The sequence below is a fragment of the Borreliella garinii genome (assembly GCF_001922545.1).
Taxonomy (GTDB): Bacteria; Spirochaetota; Spirochaetia; order Borreliales; family Borreliaceae; genus Borreliella; species Borreliella garinii.
Genome location: NZ_CP018744.1, coordinates 799,713 through 821,576 on the forward strand (window position 1 = coordinate 799,713; position 21,864 = coordinate 821,576).

The 21,864-nt window shown below is 29.1% G+C and carries 20 protein-coding genes; 18 read left to right on the forward strand and 2 right to left on the reverse strand.

Features of this window, described 5'->3' with window-relative positions:
• The first annotated feature begins 31 nt into the window (after positions 1-31).
• The 5 genes from nusB to BLA33_RS03770 all read left to right on the forward strand — a co-directional run bounded on the left by nusB (position 32) and on the right by BLA33_RS03770 (position 5,133).
• Positions 32-460: a transcription antitermination factor NusB gene (gene nusB / locus BLA33_RS03750; protein ID WP_004792875.1), complete on the forward strand. Its 429-nt coding sequence runs from the start codon at positions 32-34 to the stop codon at positions 458-460.
• Complete coding sequence (locus BLA33_RS03755; RefSeq protein ID WP_029346594.1) at positions 447-2,114, forward strand: tetratricopeptide repeat protein; 1,668 nt, start codon at positions 447-449, stop codon at positions 2,112-2,114. The genes nusB and BLA33_RS03755 overlap by 14 nt, the downstream gene beginning before the upstream one ends.
• Positions 2,107-2,862: a type I methionyl aminopeptidase gene (map, locus tag BLA33_RS03760; RefSeq protein ID WP_004792293.1), complete on the forward strand. Its 756-nt coding sequence runs from the start codon at positions 2,107-2,109 to the stop codon at positions 2,860-2,862. The genes BLA33_RS03755 and map overlap by 8 nt, the downstream gene beginning before the upstream one ends.
• A gap of 65 nt (positions 2,863-2,927) precedes the next feature.
• Positions 2,928-4,352: a DegQ family serine endoprotease HtrA gene (gene htrA / locus BLA33_RS03765; RefSeq protein WP_004792133.1), complete on the forward strand. Its 1,425-nt coding sequence runs from the start codon at positions 2,928-2,930 to the stop codon at positions 4,350-4,352.
• A 184-nt stretch (positions 4,353-4,536) separates the two neighbouring features.
• Positions 4,537-5,133, forward strand: a complete 597-nt coding sequence (locus BLA33_RS03770; protein WP_029346593.1) for a phosphoribosyltransferase — start codon at positions 4,537-4,539, stop codon at positions 5,131-5,133.
• Here the strand turns inward: BLA33_RS03770 and BLA33_RS03775 are convergent.
• Both BLA33_RS03775 and asnS read right to left on the reverse strand, forming a co-directional pair.
• Positions 5,130-5,651 carry a hypothetical protein gene (locus tag BLA33_RS03775; RefSeq protein WP_029346592.1) on the reverse strand — a complete coding sequence of 174 codons (522 nt, stop codon included), beginning with the start codon at positions 5,649-5,651 and terminating at the stop codon, positions 5,130-5,132. The genes BLA33_RS03770 and BLA33_RS03775 overlap by 4 nt on opposite strands.
• Before the next feature lie 22 nt (positions 5,652-5,673).
• Complete coding sequence (gene asnS / locus BLA33_RS03780; protein WP_075226514.1) at positions 5,674-7,062, reverse strand: asparagine--tRNA ligase; 1,389 nt, start codon at positions 7,060-7,062, stop codon at positions 5,674-5,676.
• Positions 7,063-7,224: 162 nt separating this feature from the next.
• On the opposite strand from asnS, the gene murI reads away from it, so the two are divergent.
• From murI to lepA, 13 genes are all read left to right on the forward strand, one after another.
• The gene (gene murI / locus BLA33_RS03785) at positions 7,225-8,007 is read left to right on the forward strand and encodes a glutamate racemase (RefSeq protein ID WP_029346591.1); all 783 of its coding nucleotides are present in this window, start codon (positions 7,225-7,227) and stop codon (positions 8,005-8,007) included.
• Complete coding sequence (gene rsgA, locus BLA33_RS03790; protein WP_029347094.1) at positions 8,004-8,927, forward strand: ribosome small subunit-dependent GTPase A; 924 nt, start codon at positions 8,004-8,006, stop codon at positions 8,925-8,927. The genes murI and rsgA overlap by 4 nt, the downstream gene beginning before the upstream one ends.
• A complete protein-coding gene (locus tag BLA33_RS03795; RefSeq protein ID WP_075226516.1) occupies positions 8,917-11,253 on the forward strand; it encodes an endonuclease MutS2 in 2,337 nt (778 codons plus the stop codon). The genes rsgA and BLA33_RS03795 overlap by 11 nt, the downstream gene beginning before the upstream one ends.
• Before the next feature lie 5 nt (positions 11,254-11,258).
• On the forward strand, positions 11,259-11,645 hold the full coding sequence (locus tag BLA33_RS03800) for a hypothetical protein (RefSeq protein ID WP_004793000.1): 387 nt from the start codon (positions 11,259-11,261) through the stop codon (positions 11,643-11,645).
• Positions 11,646-11,830: 185 nt separating this feature from the next.
• Complete coding sequence (locus BLA33_RS03805) at positions 11,831-12,430, forward strand: V-type ATP synthase subunit E (RefSeq protein WP_075226518.1); 600 nt, start codon at positions 11,831-11,833, stop codon at positions 12,428-12,430.
• A 9-nt stretch (positions 12,431-12,439) separates the two neighbouring features.
• Positions 12,440-12,994, forward strand: a complete 555-nt coding sequence (locus BLA33_RS03810) for a hypothetical protein (RefSeq protein WP_029346712.1) — start codon at positions 12,440-12,442, stop codon at positions 12,992-12,994.
• Positions 12,995-13,007: 13 nt separating this feature from the next.
• A complete protein-coding gene (locus BLA33_RS03815) occupies positions 13,008-14,735 on the forward strand; it encodes a V-type ATP synthase subunit A (RefSeq protein WP_029346713.1) in 1,728 nt (575 codons plus the stop codon).
• A gap of 21 nt (positions 14,736-14,756) precedes the next feature.
• The gene (locus BLA33_RS03820) at positions 14,757-16,061 is read left to right on the forward strand and encodes a V-type ATP synthase subunit B (protein WP_029346714.1); all 1,305 of its coding nucleotides are present in this window, start codon (positions 14,757-14,759) and stop codon (positions 16,059-16,061) included.
• Between the two features lie 2 nt (positions 16,062-16,063).
• Positions 16,064-16,660 (forward strand): V-type ATP synthase subunit D, encoded by a 597-nt coding sequence (locus BLA33_RS03825; RefSeq protein WP_075226520.1) that lies wholly within the window; start codon positions 16,064-16,066, stop codon positions 16,658-16,660.
• A gap of 10 nt (positions 16,661-16,670) precedes the next feature.
• The gene (locus tag BLA33_RS03830; protein WP_075226522.1) at positions 16,671-18,497 is read left to right on the forward strand and encodes a V-type ATP synthase subunit I; all 1,827 of its coding nucleotides are present in this window, start codon (positions 16,671-16,673) and stop codon (positions 18,495-18,497) included.
• Positions 18,498-18,513: 16 nt separating this feature from the next.
• The gene (locus tag BLA33_RS03835) at positions 18,514-18,948 is read left to right on the forward strand and encodes an ATP synthase subunit K (protein ID WP_002556692.1); all 435 of its coding nucleotides are present in this window, start codon (positions 18,514-18,516) and stop codon (positions 18,946-18,948) included.
• 71 nt (positions 18,949-19,019) lie between these two features.
• The gene (locus BLA33_RS03840) at positions 19,020-19,994 is read left to right on the forward strand and encodes a hypothetical protein (RefSeq protein WP_029361910.1); all 975 of its coding nucleotides are present in this window, start codon (positions 19,020-19,022) and stop codon (positions 19,992-19,994) included.
• A gap of 33 nt (positions 19,995-20,027) precedes the next feature.
• Positions 20,028-21,833: a translation elongation factor 4 gene (gene lepA, locus BLA33_RS03845; RefSeq protein ID WP_029346716.1), complete on the forward strand. Its 1,806-nt coding sequence runs from the start codon at positions 20,028-20,030 to the stop codon at positions 21,831-21,833.
• The last annotated feature ends 31 nt before the right edge of the window (positions 21,834-21,864 follow it).

Below are 21,864 nucleotides of genomic sequence, written 5' to 3' on the forward strand. Positions count from 1 at the left end.
TTTTTATTTGTATAATTGTGTTATGGATTTAATGCATGAAGTTAGAGTTTTAGCTTTTCAAAAGATTTATAGTATTGATATTAATCAAAGCGCAATGGACGATATTTTTGATATTTTTACTATTGAAGATAAAGGATTAGATATAGAAAATGAATCTATTAAGTCGTTTTATTCTTCTTTGGTAAATGGCACTTTTAATAATTTAGAGTATATTGATAACTTGATTAGGGATATTTCTTGGAATTGGTCTTTAGATCGAATGGATAAGGTTGATCTTGCAATACTTAGAATGGGCGTCTATTCTTTGAAGTTCCAAAATTTTGAAAATTCAAAGCGTGCTTTAATTGATGAGGCAATTTTGATTGCCAAGAAATATGGCAGTAAAAACTCTGACAAATTTATAAATGGTATACTTGATGCTTTATTGAAAAATATGGAGAATTGTATTGAAAAAAAATAAAACTTTAGTGTTCATTTTATTATTTTTATTATCGGTTTTTTTAGGTGGTTTTTATTTCTATTTCAATCCCAATATTTTATATTTTTTGAGAGGCGAGAAAGATTTTAGCAAACTTATTATAGAAATTGATTTTTATATCGATAAAAAAAAATTTGATGATGCTAAAAAAGCAATACGATTTTCATCATATTATGCTAATACTGAATTTAAATGGCTATCTCTTATTAAAAGAGCCAAGGTTTGGGCTTTAAATACGGGTGACTATCATCTGATGGGGGATTTAGTAAATCTTAGCGTTAAAGTTTTGCCGGGTAATTTAAAACTAAGAGCTTTAGAAGTTTATTCTAAGCTTAAAATTGGGCTTTTAAAAGACGCTTATAGGATTGCAAATCAATATCTTTTAAATAGTGAAGAGTATCGAGGTCTTTATGATGAAGTTTTTATTAAAAATTTAAGTGCGGATAATAAGGTTTTAGATTTTAACAAATTTATTGATAAAATATATAGGGAAAAGGATGCCCGTGTTTTTGAAGAGATAGGTTTAAATCTTAAAAATAATGCATTTTTAGTAAATGCAATGCTTTTATATATAGAGAAAAAAAACATGGATGCTGCTAAGCGTATACTTTTTAAAATTAAAGAAGACAAAAACTTTTTCAAAGAGCTTGCATATATTTCATACAATCTTAATGATTTAGATTTTACAATTTCCAATCTTAAGTTCTTTAAAAATGAAGATGATCCCACTTTGCTTTTTTTGCTTGCTGATGCTTATTTTAAAAAAGGAGATATTAATAATGCTAAGAATGAATATTTAAAGCTTTATACAAAATTTCCTGATTATAATGTTCTTGTTTATTTAAATCTTGCACTTATAGCTAATAATGAGAATGATTTTAAAAAAGCAATTTCTTATTTAAATAAGGCTAATGAGCTGTTTAAAGATAATAAGATAATAAATTATTATTTAGCAAACATATACTTTAGAACTAAAAATTATCTTAAAGTTAATGCAATTGTAGAGAATTACAAGGAAGATCCTTTATTTTTTAAAATTTATTTTGCGTTAAATTATGCAAATTCTGAGTATGAGGCAAAAAAATCTTATTTGTGGCGACTATTTTACAAAACAGAGTACAATTCTGGGATTGCTCAATTTTTGGCTTGGAATTTGTTGCTTTATTCGGATTTAAAGGATTTGGATTTATTTTTTAAAATTTATAATTTTTCTGAAAATAAACAAGATTGGTATGATTTTTATAAATTTTATTATTATTTTCTTAAAAGAAATTTTACTAGTTCAAAAAGGGTAATTTTTGACAATAAATCCCCAAAATATATGTTTGGAGTTTATTATAATCTTGGAGTTTTGAGCTTTTCTGAGAAAGATTATAAAGAAGCAGAAAGATATTTTAATGAAGGAGTATCTTTATTGCCTAGTAGTTTTTATGATAAAGATGCTAGCACCCATTATGAGCGTGAGCTTATATCAAAAATCTACTTAAAACAAGGAATTAATTATCTTTATTTGGGGAAAATGGAAAAAGGCAAAGAGTCTATTTTAACTTCTTATTCTTTCTGCAAAACTGATCAAGCAAGGCTTTATAAAAATATGATAGATACACTTAGAGAAAGGAAGTTGAATTTTGACTAGATTAAGATTGAAATCTAAAGAAGAGATTAAAAAAATAAAAGCTTCAGCACGCTTGTTGGCGCTTACTTTGTTAGAAGTCGAAAGAAATATTGTTCCTGGTATTAGCACTAAGGAACTTGATTTGATAGCCTATGATTTTATTATTAAAAATAGAGCTAAGCCAGCTTTTAAAGGATATCATGGGTTTAAGGGCACTATTTGTGCATCTGTTAATGAAGAGGTTATTCACGGTATTCCTGGGAAAAGAAAACTAGCCTCTGGGGATATTGTTAGCATTGATTGTGGGGTCATTCTTGATGGGTTTTATAGCGATATGGCAAAAACTTTTAAAGTGGGAAGTGTGGACCCTAGTATTGATAAACTTTTAGAAGTTACAAATGCTTCTCTTTACAAAGGTATTGCTGAGATGAAGGTGGGAAATAGAATTTTAAATATATCAAAAGCAATAGAAGAGTATATAAAACCATTTGGTTTTGGAATAGTTAGAGAATATACGGGTCATGGTGTTGGATTTCAACTTCACGAAGAACCAAGTGTTCCAAATTATTATGCTCCTTTTTTTAAAAATATTAGAATTCAGGAAGGTATGGTTTTGGCTATTGAGCCTATGGTAAACTTAAAGGGGCATAAGGTTTCAATAAAAAGTGATGGCTGGACTGTTTTTGCATCTGATCTTAGTTATTCTGCGCATTTTGAACACACTGTTGCTGTTGTTGATGGATTGCCTTTAATTTTAAGTGAAGTTTAAATTTTAAATTAATCAAATATTAAAATATTATTTATAAATTAAGTAATTATGTGGAGGTTATAAAAGTGGAAAAAAAGTTTTTTTCTGGATTCATTCTCAGTTTTTTGGCTTTAGGTATTGGTTTTTTTATTGGAATGCATTACTTAGATTCTAATAGAAGTAATATTGTTTTTGCAGAAGAAAAAGACAATACAGTACAAGCTTTACAAGATTCTTTTAGGGAAGTTTCCAAGAAAATTTTACCATCGTCCGTAGAAGTTCATGCAACTGGAGTAATTAAACAGAGTTTTCCTATTCCATTTTTCTTTTTTGATATGCCAGAATTTGATTCTGAGAGAAAAAGCAATTGGGCAGGGTCTGGAGTAATAATTGGTAGAGATTCTCAAAAAAAATCATTATTTTATGTGGTTACAAATAGTCATGTAGTAGACAAGGCAACTGAACTTGAAGTTGTCTCTTATGATAAAAAAAAGCACAAGGCTAAGTTAATTGGTAAGGATGAAAAAAAAGATATTGCTCTTATTAGCTTTGAAAGTGATGATGCAACTATTAAAGTAGCTGATCTTGGAGATAGTGATAAGCTTGAAATAGGTGATTGGGTTATGGCAGTAGGTAGTCCTTTTCAATTTAGTTTTACAGTTACAGCAGGTATTGTAAGTGGATTGCAACGCTCTGCAAATCCTAATTTGCAATCAAGGAATTTATTTATTCAAACTGATGCTGCAATCAACAGAGGTAATTCAGGTGGTCCTCTTGTAAATATAAAGGGTGAAGTTATTGGGATTAATGCTTGGATAGCTTCAAATTCTGGTGGAAATATTGGGTTAGGTTTTGCAATTCCTGTTAATAATATTAAAAGTACTGTAGATTTTTTTCTTAAAGGTAAAAAAATTGAATCAGCATGGCTTGGAATTTCTTTTTATCCTTTAAAGACAAGAGATTCTGAAGTACTAAAAAGCTTAGGGGTTGAAGGTAAGGATGTTTCAGCTGCAATTATTGCCTCTCTTTATCCAGGTTCACCTGCCGTTAAGTCAGGGCTTAGAGCAGGTGACATTATTGTGAAGGTTAATGGGGTTTCTATGAGTGTTTTTCAAGATGTTACATCATATATTAGCGATTTTTATGCTGGTGAGAAAGTAAATGTAGAAATTTTAAGAGGTAATGTCAAAAAAAATATTGAGATTATTCTTGCTGTTAGACCTAAGGATAAAGAACTTTCTTCTTCCAAAATGCTTCCAGGTTTTATTGTGTATCCATTAGTTGAGGATATTAAAGCTCAGCTTAATTTAAGGAATTGGATTAAAGGCGTTGTTGTTGATTATATTGATAAAAATTTAGCATCAAGTATTAAGATGAAATCAGGAGATGTGATTCTTTCTGTAAATTCACAAAGTGTTTCTAATTTAAGAGAATTTTATGATGCTCTTAAGATTGGAAAAAATACTTATAAAATTTTAAGAGGAAACGATTCTTTTAAAATTTCGTTTTAGTAAATTTTAGTTTTGGGTTAAGAGTTAGTCTTAGCCCTTTTTTTTGTTTTATGTATAATTTGTTAAGCTTTGTTTTAGGTTGTATTTTTTTATTTTGTGTAAAAATTTATGTGTTAATTTACAACTAAAATATTTTGATTGAATATAATTTATTATTATTATTGGGAAGGAATAAGTTTAAATTATGAAAAAATACATTTCTTATGAAGAGATAAGAATTAATGGGTTTAAGCTCGCTTATAAAATTTATAAAGATGGATTTATTCCAGACATTATGTATGTTTCTTTGAGAGGGGGGGCTTATCTTGGAAATATTATTAGCGAATTTTTTAAATTTGTAAAAGCAGATAAACCCCTTTTATATGCAGCTGTTGTTGCCAGATCTTATGATATTTTTAATGAGCAGCAAAAAAAGATAATGATAGATGGTTGGACCTATGATCCAAAATATTTAAGGGCAGGCGATAAAGTTTTGTTTGTTGATGATATTTTTGATACGGGTCGTACTATTGTTTATTTGAGAGGTGAGGTTTTAAAAAAGGGTATAGAAAATAAAAATGTTAAAATAGCAGTTTACGATTATAAGGATCATGGATTTGTAGATTATATTCCTGATTATTATGTTAATAAGTATACTAACCAAGAAGAATTAAATACTTGGATTCATTATGGAAATCATGAGCTTACAGGATTAAATGAAAGTGAATATAAGAATAGTTTTGGATATATAGATGACGAACTTAATGAGGTTTTAAAATTTTTGGCAAAAAACAAATCTTAATTATTGTCTTCTATATGTTCTATTAAAGTGTATCCCTTTGTTTTTAGCATTTTAATTATTATTCCTAGATTATCTTTTAATATTGGGCCGATTAGTAGATGAGTTTTTTCGGTTTTAACTGGATACTTAGTAGTATTTTTAATTGCTTCAAAGTTATCATTTTTATAGCTAGGATAAACTTTAACATAATGATTTGTTTTAAAATTTCTATTATTTACGGTTTTTTGATTTATGTTATTGCTTGAATTCCTATCAGGATAATTAATTTTTTTTGATCTTTGTATGTATATATTAGAATTTATGTTTTTTGCATCGTTTGTATCTTTTTTTAAAACCGATTTTTTTCTGGCCTTTTTGAAGCTTGGGTTTAAATCGTAAGTTTTAGATTTTTTTTTGATTTTTATTTCTACGTTTGAAAATAATTCTAATTTATTGTTTGATTTTTCATCTTTTACTGGAAATGATCTTGTTAAAAAAAGAAAGAGTAACATTAATCTGTAGAGTTTTATTAATTTCATTTTCTTGTTGCCTTTTATTTTATTAAAAATAAAGATTTTTAGGAGTTCTTGGGAATGGTATTGAATCTCTTATATTGGATATTCCTGTTGTGTATTGCACCAATCTTTCAAGTCCAAGTCCAAAACCAGAATGGGGAGTAGAACCAAATCTTCTTAGATCAAGATACCAGTTTAGATGCTCAATGTTTAGATTTAATTCTTTTATTCTATTTTCTAATTTTTGCAAGTCATCTTCTCTTTCGCTTCCCCCTATAATCTCTCCAATTCTTGGAACAAGTATGTCCATTCCTTTTACGGTTTTATTGTCTTTGTTTATTTTCATGTAAAATGCTTTGAAATTTTTTGGATAATCAATGACCACTATTGGTTTTTTAAAAATTTCCTCTGTTAAGTATCTTTCGTGATCTGTTTGCAAATCTATTCCCCAGCAAGGTTTTGTGTCAAAATTTTTTTTTGAGTTTTCAAGAATTGCAATTGCTTTAGTATAGGTAATAACTTCAAAATTTGAATTTATTACGTTTTCTAGTTTTTTAATTAAACCTTTTTCAATGTAATTTTCTAAAAAATCCATATCTTGTGAGCATTCATTTAAAATTGAACTTAAAAGGTATTTTAAGAGATCTTCTGCTAGACTAATATTGTCGTTAAGCTTGCAAAAAGCCATTTCCGGTTCTATCATCCAAAATTCTGAAGCGTGGCGCGTGGTGTTAGAATTTTCTGCTCGAAATGTTGGTCCGAATGTATATATTTTAGATAAAGCCATTGCATACGCTTCTCCGTGCAATTGACCGGTGACAGAGAGAAAAGCTTCTTTTCCAAAAAAATCGTCTTTGAAATCAATATTGCTAAGCGAATTGTTTGGCTTATTAAATTTTAGTGTGGAAACTCTAAACATTTCCCCAGCACCTTCCCCATCATTTGATGTAATTATTGGTGTATTAATATAAAAAAAACCATTTTTTTGGAAATATTCATGAATCTTGTATGAAATTTTATTTCTTACCCTAGCAATGGCTCCAAATGTATTGGTTCTTATTCTTAAATGAGGTATTTCTCTTAAGAATTCAAAAGTATGTCTCTTTTTTTGCAATGGGTAAGTTTGTGAATCTGTTTCTCCGATTATGTTAAAACTATATGTTTTTATTTCATAATTTTGTCCTTTTGCAGGACTTTCCACTAATAGGCCCGTTAACGATATACTTGCCCCTGTTGTTAGTTTTTTCAGATCTTTTTCAGTAAATTGATTTTCTTCTTCGTTTATTACAGCTTGAATTCCTTTAAGCGTTGAGCCATCATTAATTTCTATAAATCCAATCTTACCATTACTTCTCTTAGTTCTAATCCAGCCGTTTATTGTAACATTGCTGTTTAAAATTGGATTTTCTAAAATATCTTTAATGCTTGAAAACATTTTATTTATCACCTTAAATACTTATTAATATTGCTAAATCAATTTTATTATAGCTTAAAACCTTTTTTTAAAAAACATTCAACAATTTTTATTATTTTAATTCTTGATATTAACTTTGTTAATATTTATACTTTACTTTTTAGGGGTGATTATTATTTTGTAATGAAAAATTTCAAAGAAGTAATAATTGTTTTTGATTCAGGAATAGGGGGACTTTCTTATTTTAAATATATTAAAAATAAAATAGACGGATACCAATATGTTTATGTTGCCGACAATAAAAATTTTCCTTATGGAGAGAAGAGTTCAGAATATCTTTTAGAAGCAATTTTGTATTTAATTGAGAAACTTAACAAAATTTATAATATTAGTGCATTAATTTTGGCTTGCAATACAATTTCTGTTAGTGTATACAATAAATTAAATTTTGTTTTTCCAGTAGTCTATACTTTGCCAGAGGTAAGTTTAATTTCAGATCTTGCTTTAAAAAGAGTTCTTTTGATTGCAACAAATACTACCCTTGAAAGCAAATTTGTTAAAGATCAAGTGAATATGCATAATGATTTAATTGTAAAGGCTGCTGGAGAGCTTGTTAATTTTGTTGAATATGGGGAAAAATATAGAAAAGATGCTCTTAGATGTTTGGAAGCTTTGAAATTTGAAGTTGTAAACACCGATAGAGAAATTGTTTTTCTTGGATGCACTCATTATTTGCATCTTAAGTCAATGATAGAAGATTTCTTAAAAATTCCTGTTTATGAGAATCGTGAATTAGTGGTACAAAGTCTTATTAGATCAATTAATTTTCCTCAATGTAAAGACAGCTATTATAAAAATGATGTTGACCTTGTAGATGAGTTTTATTTGACTAAAAATGAAAATTTGACTTTTTATCAAAATTTTTGCAAGAAATATAATCTCTACTTTAAAGGAACGATAGTTTGAATTATCTTGAATTTGAGGTTATTTGGGGAGTTAATAATATATATTCTATTTTAGAACTTAAGAGTAAATTAATTTATGAAGGAATTTTTAAGGGCAAGGTATTAGAAACAGGCTGTAAGGAGTATAGTCCTTTAGTGCCAGGAGATATAGTTTTGGGGTATGTTTATGGTTCTCGTAAAGTATATATTGATAAGCGAGTAAGTAGGAAAAATATTCTTTGGCGTTATAATAGAAAAGTAGATCTTAGGCAAACAATTGTTTCTAATGTTGATAATGTTTTGATTGTAAATTCTGCTAACTTTCCTGAGATGAAAAATTTTTTTATCGACAGAGTCCTTGTTGTTGCAGAAGAGCAAAATATTGTTCCTGTTATTGTGATTAATAAAATTGATAAAGGAATAAGCCAGAAGGTTGAAGAATTTTCTGAAATTTATAAAAATCTAGGATACAAGGTTTTAAAAACTTCTGTTAAAACTTTTGAGGGCATTAAAGAAGTAAAAGAGGTTTTAAGAAATTCAAGAACTTCCTTTATTGGCCAATCTGGTGTTGGTAAATCTTCTTTAATAAATTTGATTGATTCAAGAGCCTCTCAATCAGTAAATGAAATTTCACAGAAGTATTCTAGGGGAAAACATACTACTGTTTATTCAATATCATTTCATTCTGAGAACTGGATAATAGTTGATACGCCCGGAATAAAGGAGTTTGGAGTTGAAACATTGCCTTTTGAAAATCTTAAGTATTATTTTAAAGAATTTGAAAATTTTGCTAGTTTTTGTAAATATAAATCTTGCTTACATGTTAGCGAGCCTCATTGTTCTGTTACGAGTTCTTTAGGCAATGGTATTTCTAAACCTAGATACGAAAGCTATTTAAAGATTTTGTCAGAGCTTAAAAATTATAAAAATTATGCAAAATAAATATTTAAAAAATATTGACTTTTATGAAATTTTATCTTTAGTATCTAAGTATGTTTCCAATCCAGACACCGTTAATTTACTAAATAATCAAAAAATATTAAAAACAAGAGAAAGTTTGGAGAAAATGTTTTCCTTTGTAAATATCATTAGAATGCTTTTTGAGAGCTGTAAAGGATATCCGAATTCTTTTATAAATAGCTTAGAATATTCCATTTCATTATTATCAAAAGAAAATTCAAGGGCTTCTATTGAAAATTTGAGAGATATTATAGGGTTTTTAGATGAGGTTTTGAGAATAAATGTATTTTTACATAAAAATAGCGATATCAAAAATCTTAATGTTCAGATTTTATCCGATTTATTATTTTTAAGTCCAGAGCTAAAAAATTTGCTTATTGAATTGAAAGAATATATAGATGTTGATGCCCTTGAATTGAAAAGTGGTGTTGTAAAAGAGTATGATTCGATTGAATTTGAAATTAAAAATTTAAATAGACAAGTTGAAAAGCAGATAAAAAGAATAATTAGCTTAAATTTAGAATATTTGACTTCTAATATTGTTTATTATAAATCGAATAAATATACTCTTGCTATTAAATCTAATTTTAAAGGTAAAATTAAGGGAAATATTATTTCTGTTTCATCGTCAGGTGAAACATTTTATATTGAACCAAATGATATTGTAAATTATAACAATAGGTTAAATTATCTAGATTTAGAAAAAAAAAGAATAATTTTAAAAATTTTACAGAATCTGTCTAATAAAGTTCATAAGAACGTTGTTCTTTTAGATAATCTTTATAATAATTTTTTGTATTATGATTCTTTAAAAGCACGAGCGCTTTATGGAATCAAAACTAAGGGAATATTTCCTGAAATTTCAAATGTATTAAATATTTTTGATGCTCATCATCCTTTGCTAAAGGATTCAAAGGCAATAACTTTTACTCCTGCTGAAAATCGTATTGTAATCATTACTGGTCCTAATGCTGGTGGAAAAACGGTAACTTTAAAGACAATTGGACTGCTTAGTGCAATGTTTCAATTTGGGATTCCTATTCTTGTTAGCGAAGCTAGTACTTTTAAAATTTTTGATAACATTTTTATTGACATTGGAGATGATCAGTCAATTTCTAATTCTCTTTCAACTTTTTCAAGCCATATGAGCAATATTTCTTATATCCTAAAACATACTACAAAAAATAGTCTTGTAATATTTGATGAATTTTGTTCAGGTACAGACATTGATCAAGGGCAGGCGCTTGCCATTTCAATTCTTGAATATTTAATTAATATTAATTCTTATGTTTTAATATCAACTCATTATAATGCTCTTAAATATTTTGCATATACTCATGAAGGCGTTATTAATGCTTCTATGCGGATGGATTTAGAAACGATGCAGCCTAATTATAATTTAATTTTTTCCATTCCCGGTGAAAGTTATGCGTTTAATGTTGCCAGTAGGTTTTTGATTGACAGTAGTATAGTAATTCGTGCTAATGAAATTTATTCATCTCAAAAAACAGAAGTTAATAAAATTTTAGAAAGATTAGTAGAGAAAGAGAAAGATTTGCTGTCAATTAAAGAAAGCATGAATAAGAAATTAATCCAAATAGAATTACAAGAAAAAGAAGTAGAAAATATTTATCAAGATCTTTTATTAAAGGAAAAAAATATTGAAACAGAGCTTTTAAATGAGCAGAATGAATTTTTAAAAAATTCAAGAAAAGTTTTGGAAAATTTAGTTAGAGAAATAAAAGAGGGTAATGTTAATGTTGCAAAAAATAAAGCTTTTATATCAGATTTAGAAAAAAATATAGACCTCAAGTTAAATAAAGTAAATTCTCTTAATAGTAAGAGAAATATAGCGGCAAATTTTAAAATAGGAGACAGGGTTAGAATAGTTAATTCTAATGCAAAAGGGAAAATAGTTGGAATTTCTAAAAAGAAGATTATCGTTAATGTAGGTGCTTTTAATGTTAGTGTTTCTAGCTCGGAGATATCTTTAGAAAATTTTACAGAACATAAAAAAGAGGGTGGTAAAAATTTCAGCTTTTCAATTGATTATAATAAGGAAAACTTGTTAAGCTTTACTATTGATATTAGAGGCATGAGGTCTGCTGATGCTCTAGACTTTTTGAATAAGAAAATAGATAATATTATATTAAATGGCATTAATAAATTTGAGATTATTCATGGAAAAGGGGAGGGTCATCTTATGAGAGAAGTTCACAACTTATTAAAAGAGTTAAAATTTATTAAAAAATATTATTTTGCTCATCCTAGTGATGGAGGAGCTGGAAAAACTATAGTTGAGATTTAATTTAAGTGAATATAGCAAAATTTAATGAATTTGAAAATATATTATTTCACATTTGTCTTGATGTTGATTTTGTGCTTGAAGATGAATTTGGAAATTCTTATGATATTCATCCCAATAGACCTTTTAGAGGGAAGGCTGCAAACGGTCTTTTAGATGGCCTTTTTAGTGTTACAACAACTTTTACATCAGGTTATGGATCCAAGTTTGGAAGAGGTTATTTGATTATTATTGAGATATTGACTTTAAATTTTGTTGATGATGAATTTTGGAATAAGATAAATAGAAGAGGTATTGAAATCTTTAGAGAAGGCCTTAAAAATAAACTTCCAAGCAAAAATCTCGATATAGTGCTTGATGGTAATGTTTATAAAATTATTGGGCAATTTTTTTAATGGTTTTATTATTTCTAATAATTGAGAATGAATATATTCTTTGAAGAAGTATTATTGTGCTAATTTGATATGTCTTATTAATAATATAAATTTTTTAATGCTAAGAATTATTGTATACTTTTTTAAAGTTTTGTTTGCTAACAAGTGCTAAGTTATTATTTTATTTTGTATAACAAGGAGTTTTAATGCAATTTGAAGTAAAGGATCTGATAAATAAAATTAAAAAAGATGGGCTTGAAGAAGCTGAGAGAATATCTAATGATATTATTTCTAAGGCTAAAAAAGAGGCAGAAGAAATAGTTGCTAGAGCAGAAGAAGCTGCCGGAGCATTAAAGGCAAAATCAGAAAAAGAAATTAATGATTATAAACGCCACGCCCTTGAAGCTTCTCGTCAGGCAATCAGAGATTTAATTATTGGAGTTGAGAAGAATCTTAAATCTCTTTTTGAAAATACTTTAAAAGATAATGTGACGGAAGTTTTTAGTAATGATAATTTCTTATCAGAGCTTATTATTAAAATAACGGATTCTTGGATTAAAGAAGAAAAATTGGTTATTCAGTTAAATGAATCTGATTTTTCTGACTTAGAACAGATATTAAGACTAAAGCTTGGAAATAAGCTTAAGGAAGGGATAGAGATTAAACCTTTCAAAGGTATAAGCAAAGGATTTAAGATTCAAAAAAAGAATACTGGTTTGCAGTATGATTTTTCAGCAGAAACTATTGCTGACATTCTTTTTGATTATCTTAATCCAAGATTTAAGGAAGTTATAAAGGTAGTCTAGGAGACTTTTGTGTTGGATTCATATTATTATGTTTTATCTTCTTTGCCTTATATTGATTTAAAATCTTTAAAATCTTTAAAAAATTATAGTGTTTCAGATTTTTTGAATAATGTTGAAATTTCTTTAAGCAAAAAGGACTTTAATTTTTTAAAAGGCTTGCTAGAATTTAAGGTAGATAAAGGTGAATCAAAAGTTGTTGATCTTTTTCTTGATTTTGAAGATACAATAAGATATACGCTTGCAGTTTTAAGGGCAGAAAAATTGGGCTTGCCTAAGGATTTTTATTTAGAATCTGTTTATTTTTCTAGTTATTATCTAAGTATTTTAAGAAATATTTGTTTGAAAGAAAATTCTTTTGAAATAGAATTAAGTTTTGACCTTCTTAAGTGGCAATTTTTGACTGATCTTGAGATTGGGCATGACTTTGATTTTGAGAAAGTAATAATTTACTTTTTAAAGTTAAGGTTATTTTTAAGGCATAATTTATTTAAAGAAAAATTGGGTATTCAAAATTTTGACAATATTTGTCAAAATTTAATTGATCAAACTAGTGAAAAAGTTTAGAAAAGGAATTTTAATGAAGACAAAAGGAAAAGTCGTTGGAGTGAATGGTAACTTAGTTACTATTGAGGTAGAAGGTTCAGTTTCTATGAATGAAGTTTTATTTATAAAAACTGCTGGTAGAAATTTAAAAGCAGAAATAATTCGTGTTAGGGGCAATGAAGTTGATGCACAAGTTTTTGAATTGACAAAAGGGATATCTGTTGGAGATGTAGTTGAATTTACAGACAAGCTTTTAACAGTTGAATTGGGACCAGGTCTTTTAACTCAAGTGTATGATGGGCTTCAAAATCCTTTGCCTGAACTGGCTATTCAATGTGGATTTTTTTTAGAAAGGGGGGTTTATTTAAGACCCTTGAATAAAGATAAGAAATGGAATTTTAAAAAAACTGCCAAAGTTGGAGACAGTGTTATTGCAGGAGATTTTTTGGGCTTTGTAATTGAAGGAACTGTCCACCATCAAATAATGATTCCATTTTATAAAAGAGATTCTTATAAAATTGTAGAGATTGTAAATGATGGAAACTATTCGATTGATGATCAAATTGCTGTAATTGAAGATGATTCTGGCATGAAGCATAGCATTACAATGTCTTTTCATTGGCCTATTAAAATTCCTATTACTAATTATAAGGAACGACTTATTCCTAGCGAGCCCATGTTGACTCAAACCAGAATTATAGATACATTTTTTCCAGTTGCCAAGGGAGGAACTTTTTGCATTCCAGGTCCTTTTGGAGCTGGAAAAACAGTTCTTCAGCAAGTTACAAGTCGAAATGCTGATGTTGATATAGTGATTATTGCAGCTTGTGGTGAACGAGCAGGAGAGGTGGTAGAAACTCTTAAAGAGTTCCCTGAGTTAATAGATCCAAAAACTGGAAAATCTTTGATGGATAGAACTTGTATTATTTGTAATACATCTTCAATGCCAGTTGCAGCTAGAGAAGCTTCTGTTTATACTGCTATTACTATTGGTGAATATTATAGGCAGATGGGTCTTGATATTCTTCTTTTAGCAGATTCAACTTCAAGATGGGCTCAAGCTATGAGAGAAATGTCTGGTCGCCTTGAAGAAATTCCTGGTGAGGAGGCTTTTCCAGCTTATCTTGAGTCCGTTATTGCTTCCTTTTATGAAAGGGCAGGCATTGTAGTTCTTAATAATGGCGATATTGGATCTGTAACAGTTGGTGGTTCTGTAAGTCCTGCTGGTGGTAATTTTGAAGAGCCAGTTACTCAAGCAACCTTGAAGGTTGTAGGAGCATTTCATGGACTTACAAGAGAAAGATCTGATGCTAGGAAATTTCCAGCTATTAGCCCTCTTGAATCTTGGAGCAAATATAAAGGTGTTATTGATTCTAACAAGACAGAATATGCAAGATCTTTTTTAGTAAAAGGTAACGAAATTAATCAAATGATGAAAGTTGTTGGGGAAGAGGGTATAAGTAGTGAGGATTTTTTAATTTATTTAAAATCTGAACTGCTTGATTCGTGCTATTTACAACAAAATTCATTTGATTCTGTTGATGCTGCTGTTAGTTCAGAGCGTCAAAATTATATGTTTGATATAGTTTATAACATTCTTAAAACCAACTTTGAGTTTTCTGATAAGCTTCAAGCAAGAGATTTTATGAATGAATTAAGGCAAAATCTTTTAGACATGAATCTTTCTTCTTTTAAAGATTATAAATTTAATAAATTGGAGCAGGCTTTGAGTGAATTAGTAAATTTAAAAAAGGTAATTTAAGGGGTTTGGAGAAATATATATATGAAAAGAGTCTATAGTAAAATAGAGTCTATAGCAGGCAATGTAATAACTGTTACAGCTCAAGGTATTAAGTATGGTGATCTTGCTATTGTGAAAGCAAAAGATACAAGTTCTCTAGCCGAAGTAATTAAGCTTGATCGAGAAAAAGTTTCTCTTCAAGTTTATGGTGGGACAAGAGGTATTTCCACATCAGACGAGATAAAGTTTTTAGGGCATTCAATGCAAGTTTCATTTTCTGACAATTTGTTGGGCAGAATTTTTGATGGTTCTGGAAATCCTAGGGATGGAGGCCCTTCTCTTGATGATAATTTGATTGAAATTGGGGGGCCTTCTGCAAATCCTGCAAAACGTATTGTTCCTAGAAATATGATAAGGACGGGGCTTCCAATGATAGATGTTTTTAATACTCTTGTTGAATCTCAAAAATTACCAATCTTTTCTGTTTCTGGTGAGCCTTATAATGAGCTTCTTCTTAGAATTGCACTTCAAGCAGAGGTTGATTTGATAATTCTCGGTGGAATGGGACTTAAACATGATGATTATTTAACTTTTAAAGATTCTTTAGAAAAAGGAGGTGCTTTAAGTAGAACAATTTTTTTTGTTCATACCGCTAATGATTCTGTTGTTGAATCTTTAACTGTTCCTGATATTTCGCTTTCTGTTGCTGAAAAGTTTGCTCTCAAGGGTAAAAAAGTTTTAGTGCTTCTTACAGACATGACAAATTTTGCTGATGCAATGAAAGAAATATCTATTACTATGGAACAAGTGCCTTCTAACAGAGGTTATCCTGGAGATTTATATTCTCAGCTTGCATATCGTTATGAGAAAGCTATTGATTTTGAAGGTGCAGGATCGATTACAATACTTGCGGTTACAACTATGCCGGGCGACGATGTTACTCATCCTGTTCCTGATAATACTGGATATATTACAGAAGGTCAGTACTATTTAAAGGGCGGCAGAATAGAACCTTTTGGATCGCTTTCAAGACTTAAGCAAATGGTAAATGGTAGGACAAGAGACGATCACAGAACTATAATGGACTCAATGATTAAGCTTTATGCATCTTCAAAAGATTCTGTAGAAAAGAAGGCTATGGGATTTAATATGACCAAGTGGGATGAAAAATTGCTCAAGTATAGCAACATGTTTGAAAGTAAGATGATGGATTTATCTGTTAATATTCCATTGGAAGAGGCTTTAGATTTAGGTTGGGACATTCTTGCTAGTTGTTTTAGTCCAAAAGAAACGGGAATAAAAACGGACCTTATCGAAAAATATTGGCCTAAAAAAGAGACTAGTTAATTATGCCTAAAATTAAATTAACCAAAAATGATCTTAAGAAGCAAAAAGATGAACTTAAGATGTTTAAGAGATATCTGCCTACTTTGCAGCTTAAAAAACAGCAGCTTTATGTGGAAATTGTTAAAATTGAGAATTCTTATAGAACTAAAAATCTTGAGCAACAAAAACTTAAAGATAGTATTTCTAGTTGGATTTCTCTTTTTAGTGAAAAATTTCCTTTTGAGAGTTGGATTCAAGTAAAAACAGTGATCAAAAAGTCTGTAAACATCGCGGGGGTTGCAATTCCTATATTCGACTCTATTGAATATGAAGACATAAGGCATGATTTACTTTTTACTCCTTATTGGGTAGATAAGGGGATTGAAACTCTTAAAATTGTGATTCAAATTAATGTAGAACTTAAAATTTTAAAAAAACAGATTGATTTGCTTTTAAAAGAGTTTCGAGTAACATCTCAGAGAGTTAATTTATTTGAGAAAGTTATGATACCAACAGCTAAGGCTAATATAAAAAAAATTAATATATATCTTGGAGATCAGCAAACAGCGGCTGTTGTAAGAGGTAAAATTGCTAAGTCTAATTTGATTAAAAAAAAATAGGAACAAGCTTATGATTGTAAAAATGAAAAAAGTTTTACTTTTGACTTTATCAAAATATAAAAAAAAATCATTAGAGATTTTAAGAGATTTTGGAGCAGTTCATATTAACTCTTGCAATAAAAATTCAGATTCTTTAAAAAAAAGCATTGATAATCGGCGAATTTTAATGCAAGCTTTTTCGCTACTTAGAGAAGATGGAGGCGTTAAGGCTTTGAAATCTTCTAATGGAAATTTTTTAGATATTGCAAAAAGCATAGTCAATTTAGGTAATGAGATTAAAGAATTTCAAGATATTAAACGATCTTTATTGCATGAAAGGAATTTGATTTCCGCTTGGGGAAATTTTTCTTTAGAGTATATTAACAAATTGAAAGAATCCAACATTTATATTCAATTTTTTAAAATCCAAAAAAGTGAATATAAAAATTTATTAAGAGATCCCAATGTTGATGTGCTTTTAATTAAAAATGTAAAAAACACTTCTTATTTTGTGAGTGTTGGTGAGTTTGAGCAAAAAATTGAAATTGCTGATGAATTTAAGTTTAATTTTGATCTTGATTATATTAATAATAAATTAAAGGTTGTTGATGAGATTTTAGATCAAAAATTGACCCAAATTTCTCTTTTTAATAAATACATTGACATTTTAAGAGATGAGATAAAAAATTACGATCAAATTGTAGAGTTTGAGCAAGTTTTAGCTGATATGCAAACCGATTTTGAAGATTTTTCATATATTACGGGATTTGTTCCAGCTGAAAGTCAAGAATCTCTTAAAAGTTCAGTTTTAAAAGCAGGTTTTGCAGTTCAATTCGCAGATCCTGAAGAAAATGATATTATTCCAACCTATATAAAAAGAAAAGGAATTGCCAATTTAGCTGCACCTATTTTTAATATTTTAGAGACAATTCCTGGATACAAAGAAAGAGATATAAGTTTTATTTTTATGTTATTTTTCTTTGTATTTTTTGGTATGATAATAGGTGATGCAGCTTATGGAGTGATATTTTTTTTGATAGGAATTTTGCTTAGCTTGAGTTTTATCCTTAAAGGGAAGCCTTTAACCTCAGTTCATGGGTTAATATTTTATCTTAGTGTATCATCGATACTTTATGGCTCTATGACTGGTACCTGGTTTGGCAGTCCTTTAATCCTTGAAATGTTTCCTATTTTGAATTCTTTTAAAGTTAGTTATTTGACAGATAAAAATAGTGTACAAAATATTATCTTTATTTGCTTTTCAATAGGAGTTTTGCAAATTTCATTGGCTCATGCTTGGAATTTTTTAAGACAAGTAAAAGAAAAGCCCCATATCCATTCAATTGCACAAATTGGTTGGCTTATAGGTATCGCTGGCCTTTATTACCTTGTTTTGAATTTAATACTCAGTCAATCTCGATTTCCTATGTATAATGCTGTTTATCATGCAATATACATGGGCGTTGCGCTTGTATTTGTTTTTGGTAAGCAAGATGGTTCAAATTTTTTTAAGTGTATATTGAAAAGCTTTGGAGGTATTATAGAACAGTTTTTAACTACTGTGTCGGCGTTTGCAGATATAATATCTTATATTAGACTTTTTGCAGTTGGACTTGCAGGACTTTCAATCTCAGCAAGTTTTAATGCTATGTCAATGCCTTTATTAAAATCTTCTAATATTGGTTTTATAGCAGCTGGGATTATTGTTATACTTTTTGGGCATGTTTTAAATATAATGTTATCTTTGCTTTCAGTAATTGTTCATGGGGTAAGGCTTAATATGCTTGAATTTTCAAACCATTTAGGGCAAGAATGGAACGGATATGCTTATAAGCCTTTTAGAAAAATAAAAAAATAAATAAAAAGGAGTATTTATGGATATAGGTTTAATAGGAGTTAATTCAGCTTTGACAATTTCAGCAATAGGTTCTGCGTTGGGTATGGGAGCAGCAGGTAGTGCCGCTATTGGAGCATGGAAGAGGTGCTATATGCAAGGAAAGCCAGCACCATTTTTATTGATTGTTTTTGTTTCAGCACCATTGACTCAAATAATATATGGATATATTTTAATGAACACTTTATATGAGGTGATGATGCAGACAAATCCATGGTTGTTACTTGGAGCTGGTATTGGTGGTGGTTTTGCGATTGCTGTTTCTGGATTTGCTCAAGGTAAAGCGGCGGCAGGCGCTTGTGATGCTTTTTCTGAGACCGGGAAAGGATTTGCTACATACCTATTAGTTTTAGGATTAATAGAATCCGTTGCTCTTTTTGTAATGGTATTTTTAATGATATTTAAGTTTGTTTAATTTTTATTTATTATTTCTTTTAATGTTAAATTTTCTCGTAATTTATGAGTTAGTTTAATATGTTTGTGAATATGAGAAATTTGGTTTTATTTTTTTTTGCTTTGCCTTTTTCTATTTCTTTGATTTCTTCAAGTAATAAAAATTTTCCGTATTGGATTTTACTTGAAAAAGGTAGACAACTCCTTTATTCAAAATCTGAATTTAGTAAGTCCAATCTTACACATGCTATTAATTATTTGCAGGAAGCTTTGCTTAGAAAAGGTGTTTATCCTGAAGCCAGCTATTATTTGTCAGTAGCTTATGGTATGTCTGGCAATGCTGTTCTTGAAAAATTAAACCTTTACAAGTCTTTTGAAGACAAAGATTATTTAATAGATGAATCTTTTGAAAAAAAAATACTTTTTTCTTTAGCCAAAATGGCTGAACTTGAGAATAATTATGTTGATACGATTGATTATTTAAATGACATATTAAATAAGTTTTCAACTAAAAAAGATTATTATAGTTATCATGATTATTCTCAAGGTGAAAATAGTACATCAAACAATAAGTTTAATATTTCATTTTATCTAACTTCTTATTTAAAACAAGTAAGAGGGGCTTTTGGCATTGATTTTACTTTTAATCTTTACAGATTTAAGAATTACAATGTTATTGATACTCATCAATTATTGTCAAAAGTTTATTTGCGTTTAAGTGCTTATGAACTTTCAATTACTCACGGACTTATAGCTGCAGTAGGGATTTTAACAAGAATGTATGATTATGTTTGTTATTATGAACCTGTTTATCAATTTAGAAATTTAAGGTCTTTTGTTCAAAAAATTAATGAGTATAAGGCAATAAAAAATGCTTTTGAATCTACAGATTTTTGGGAAATAGTTTATAATGTTGCTGTTGCTACTTATGCATATTCTAATGGTAAGTATAGATTTAGATCAATAGATACTTGGAAATTAATAGTGGATCTTGCGCCAAGATTTTCTCCTTATATTGCGAAATCAAGAAGTCAAATTAAAAATTCTGTATTTAAAAAAAAGGGTTAATTTTTAAATCTTGATTTATAGTTCAAGGGGGGAGTGAGTATTAGTATTCGTAAGAAAAATTTTTGCATTATTGCACACATTGATCATGGTAAATCGACATTAGCTGATCGATTTATTCAAAAGGCTAAAATAATATCTGATCGTGATTTTAAAAGTCAAATGCTTGACAGCATGGAGATTGAGCGAGAAAGAGGAATTACAATAAAAAGTCAAGTAGTAACAATCACCTATAAAAGCAATGATGGTGATTTTTATGAGTTAAATTTTGTAGATACCCCAGGCCATGTTGATTTTTCTTATGAAGTCTCAAGAGCAATTTCATCTTGTGAGGGTGCTCTTTTATTAATTGATGCAAGTCAGGGAATACAAGCTCAGACAGTTTCTAATTTTTATATGGCTTTTGAGCATGATTTAGAAATTATTCCTGTTATTAATAAGATAGATCTTCCAAATGCTAATATTGATTTTGTAAAAAAGCAAATAAAAAATGATTTAGGATTAAATGAAGAAATTGCTATTTCGATTTCTGCTAAGAATGGAATAGGAATTGATGATTTGCTTGAAGCTATTTGTAAGTATGTGCCATCTCCTAGAGGAAGCGTTAAGGATCCATTAAGAGCATTAATTTTTGATTCACATTATGATTCTTATAGAGGGGTTGTTGTTCACTTTAGAATTTTTGAAGGACAAATCAAGACAGGCGATAAGATTAGATTAATGCATACTAATAGTGAGCATTTTATTGAAGAGATTGGAGTTTTTAAAATATCTCTTGAAAGAAAGGATAGATTAGAAGCAGGAGATGTTGGATATTTTATTGCAGGAATAAAAAATATATCAGATGTGAAGATCGGAGATACAGTAACTCTTTGTGATTATCCTGCATTATCTCCTCTTGAGGGATTTAAAGAGGTTAAGCCTGTAGTGTTTTCTTCAGTATATCCTGTTGATGCTAATCAATATGATGATCTTTTAAAGGCAATGGATAGATTAAAGCTTAATGATGCGTCGTTAACATTTGAAAAAGATTCATCATCAGCTCTTGGGCATGGTTTTAAGTGCGGATTTCTTGGCCTTTTGCATTTAGAGGTTATTCAAGAACGTATTGAGCGTGAATTTGATTTAAATGTAATATTGACTTCTCCTTCTGTTAGATACAAAATAATTCCTAAAAAGGGAGAATCTTATTTTATTGAAAGTCCTGAGCAATTTCCTGGAAATGAAGCTATTGAAGGTGTTCTTGAGCCTTATATTAGAGCTAATATAATTGTTCCTACAGAATTTTTAGGAAATATTATGAGTGTGTGTTTATTGAAAAGAGGAGTACAGACAAGCTTAATTTATCTTGATACTAAGCGTGTTGAACTTATTTATAAAATGCCTCTTTCTGAAATCCTTTTTGATTTTTATGACAAGATTAAATCTGTTAGTCGAGGATATGCTTCTTTTGATTATGAACTTTTAGATTATGAATATACGGATTTAGTAAGATTAGATATATTAGTTAATGGGGATAGGGTTGACGCACTGTCTCAATTGGTTTTTAAAGATAGTGCAAGAACTAAGGCTATTGGGATTTGTAAAAAGTTGAAAGATGAAATAGCAAGGCAGCAATTTAAAATAGCTATTCAAGGTGCTATTGGCTCTAATGTTATTGCTCGAGAGACAATCTCTCCTGTTAGAAAAGATGTTACTGCCAAGTGTTATGGCGGTGATATTACTCGTAAGCGAAAACTTTTGGAAAAGCAGAAAGAAGGTAAAAAACGAATGAAAATGGTGGGAAATGTTGAGATTCCACAGCGCGCTTTTCTTGCGGTTCTGAAATCTAATGATAATTAAATATGTTTTTAATTTTTAAGGGTATGTGATT

Bases quoted from the DNA above. Each gene is read 5' to 3' on its own strand.
- nusB (WP_004792875.1), top strand. From the start codon at position 32: ATGCATGAAGTTAGAGTTTTAGCTTTTCAAAAGATTTATAGTATTGAT.
- BLA33_RS03770 (WP_029346593.1), top strand. From the start codon at position 4,537: ATGAAAAAATACATTTCTTATGAAGAGATAAGAATTAATGGGTTTAAG.
- BLA33_RS03775 (WP_029346592.1), bottom strand. From the start codon at position 5,651: ATGAAATTAATAAAACTCTACAGATTAATGTTACTCTTTCTTTTTTTA.
- asnS (WP_075226514.1), bottom strand. From the start codon at position 7,062: ATGTTTTCAAGCATTAAAGATATTTTAGAAAATCCAATTTTAAACAGC.
- murI (WP_029346591.1), top strand. From the start codon at position 7,225: ATGAAAAATTTCAAAGAAGTAATAATTGTTTTTGATTCAGGAATAGGG.
- BLA33_RS03795 (WP_075226516.1), top strand. From the start codon at position 8,917: ATGCAAAATAAATATTTAAAAAATATTGACTTTTATGAAATTTTATCT.
- BLA33_RS03805 (WP_075226518.1), top strand. From the start codon at position 11,831: ATGCAATTTGAAGTAAAGGATCTGATAAATAAAATTAAAAAAGATGGG.
- BLA33_RS03815 (WP_029346713.1), top strand. From the start codon at position 13,008: ATGAAGACAAAAGGAAAAGTCGTTGGAGTGAATGGTAACTTAGTTACT.
- BLA33_RS03820 (WP_029346714.1), top strand. From the start codon at position 14,757: ATGAAAAGAGTCTATAGTAAAATAGAGTCTATAGCAGGCAATGTAATA.
- BLA33_RS03825 (WP_075226520.1), top strand. From the start codon at position 16,064: ATGCCTAAAATTAAATTAACCAAAAATGATCTTAAGAAGCAAAAAGAT.
- BLA33_RS03830 (WP_075226522.1), top strand. From the start codon at position 16,671: ATGATTGTAAAAATGAAAAAAGTTTTACTTTTGACTTTATCAAAATAT.
- BLA33_RS03835 (WP_002556692.1), top strand. From the start codon at position 18,514: ATGGATATAGGTTTAATAGGAGTTAATTCAGCTTTGACAATTTCAGCA.
- BLA33_RS03840 (WP_029361910.1), top strand. From the start codon at position 19,020: ATGAGAAATTTGGTTTTATTTTTTTTTGCTTTGCCTTTTTCTATTTCT.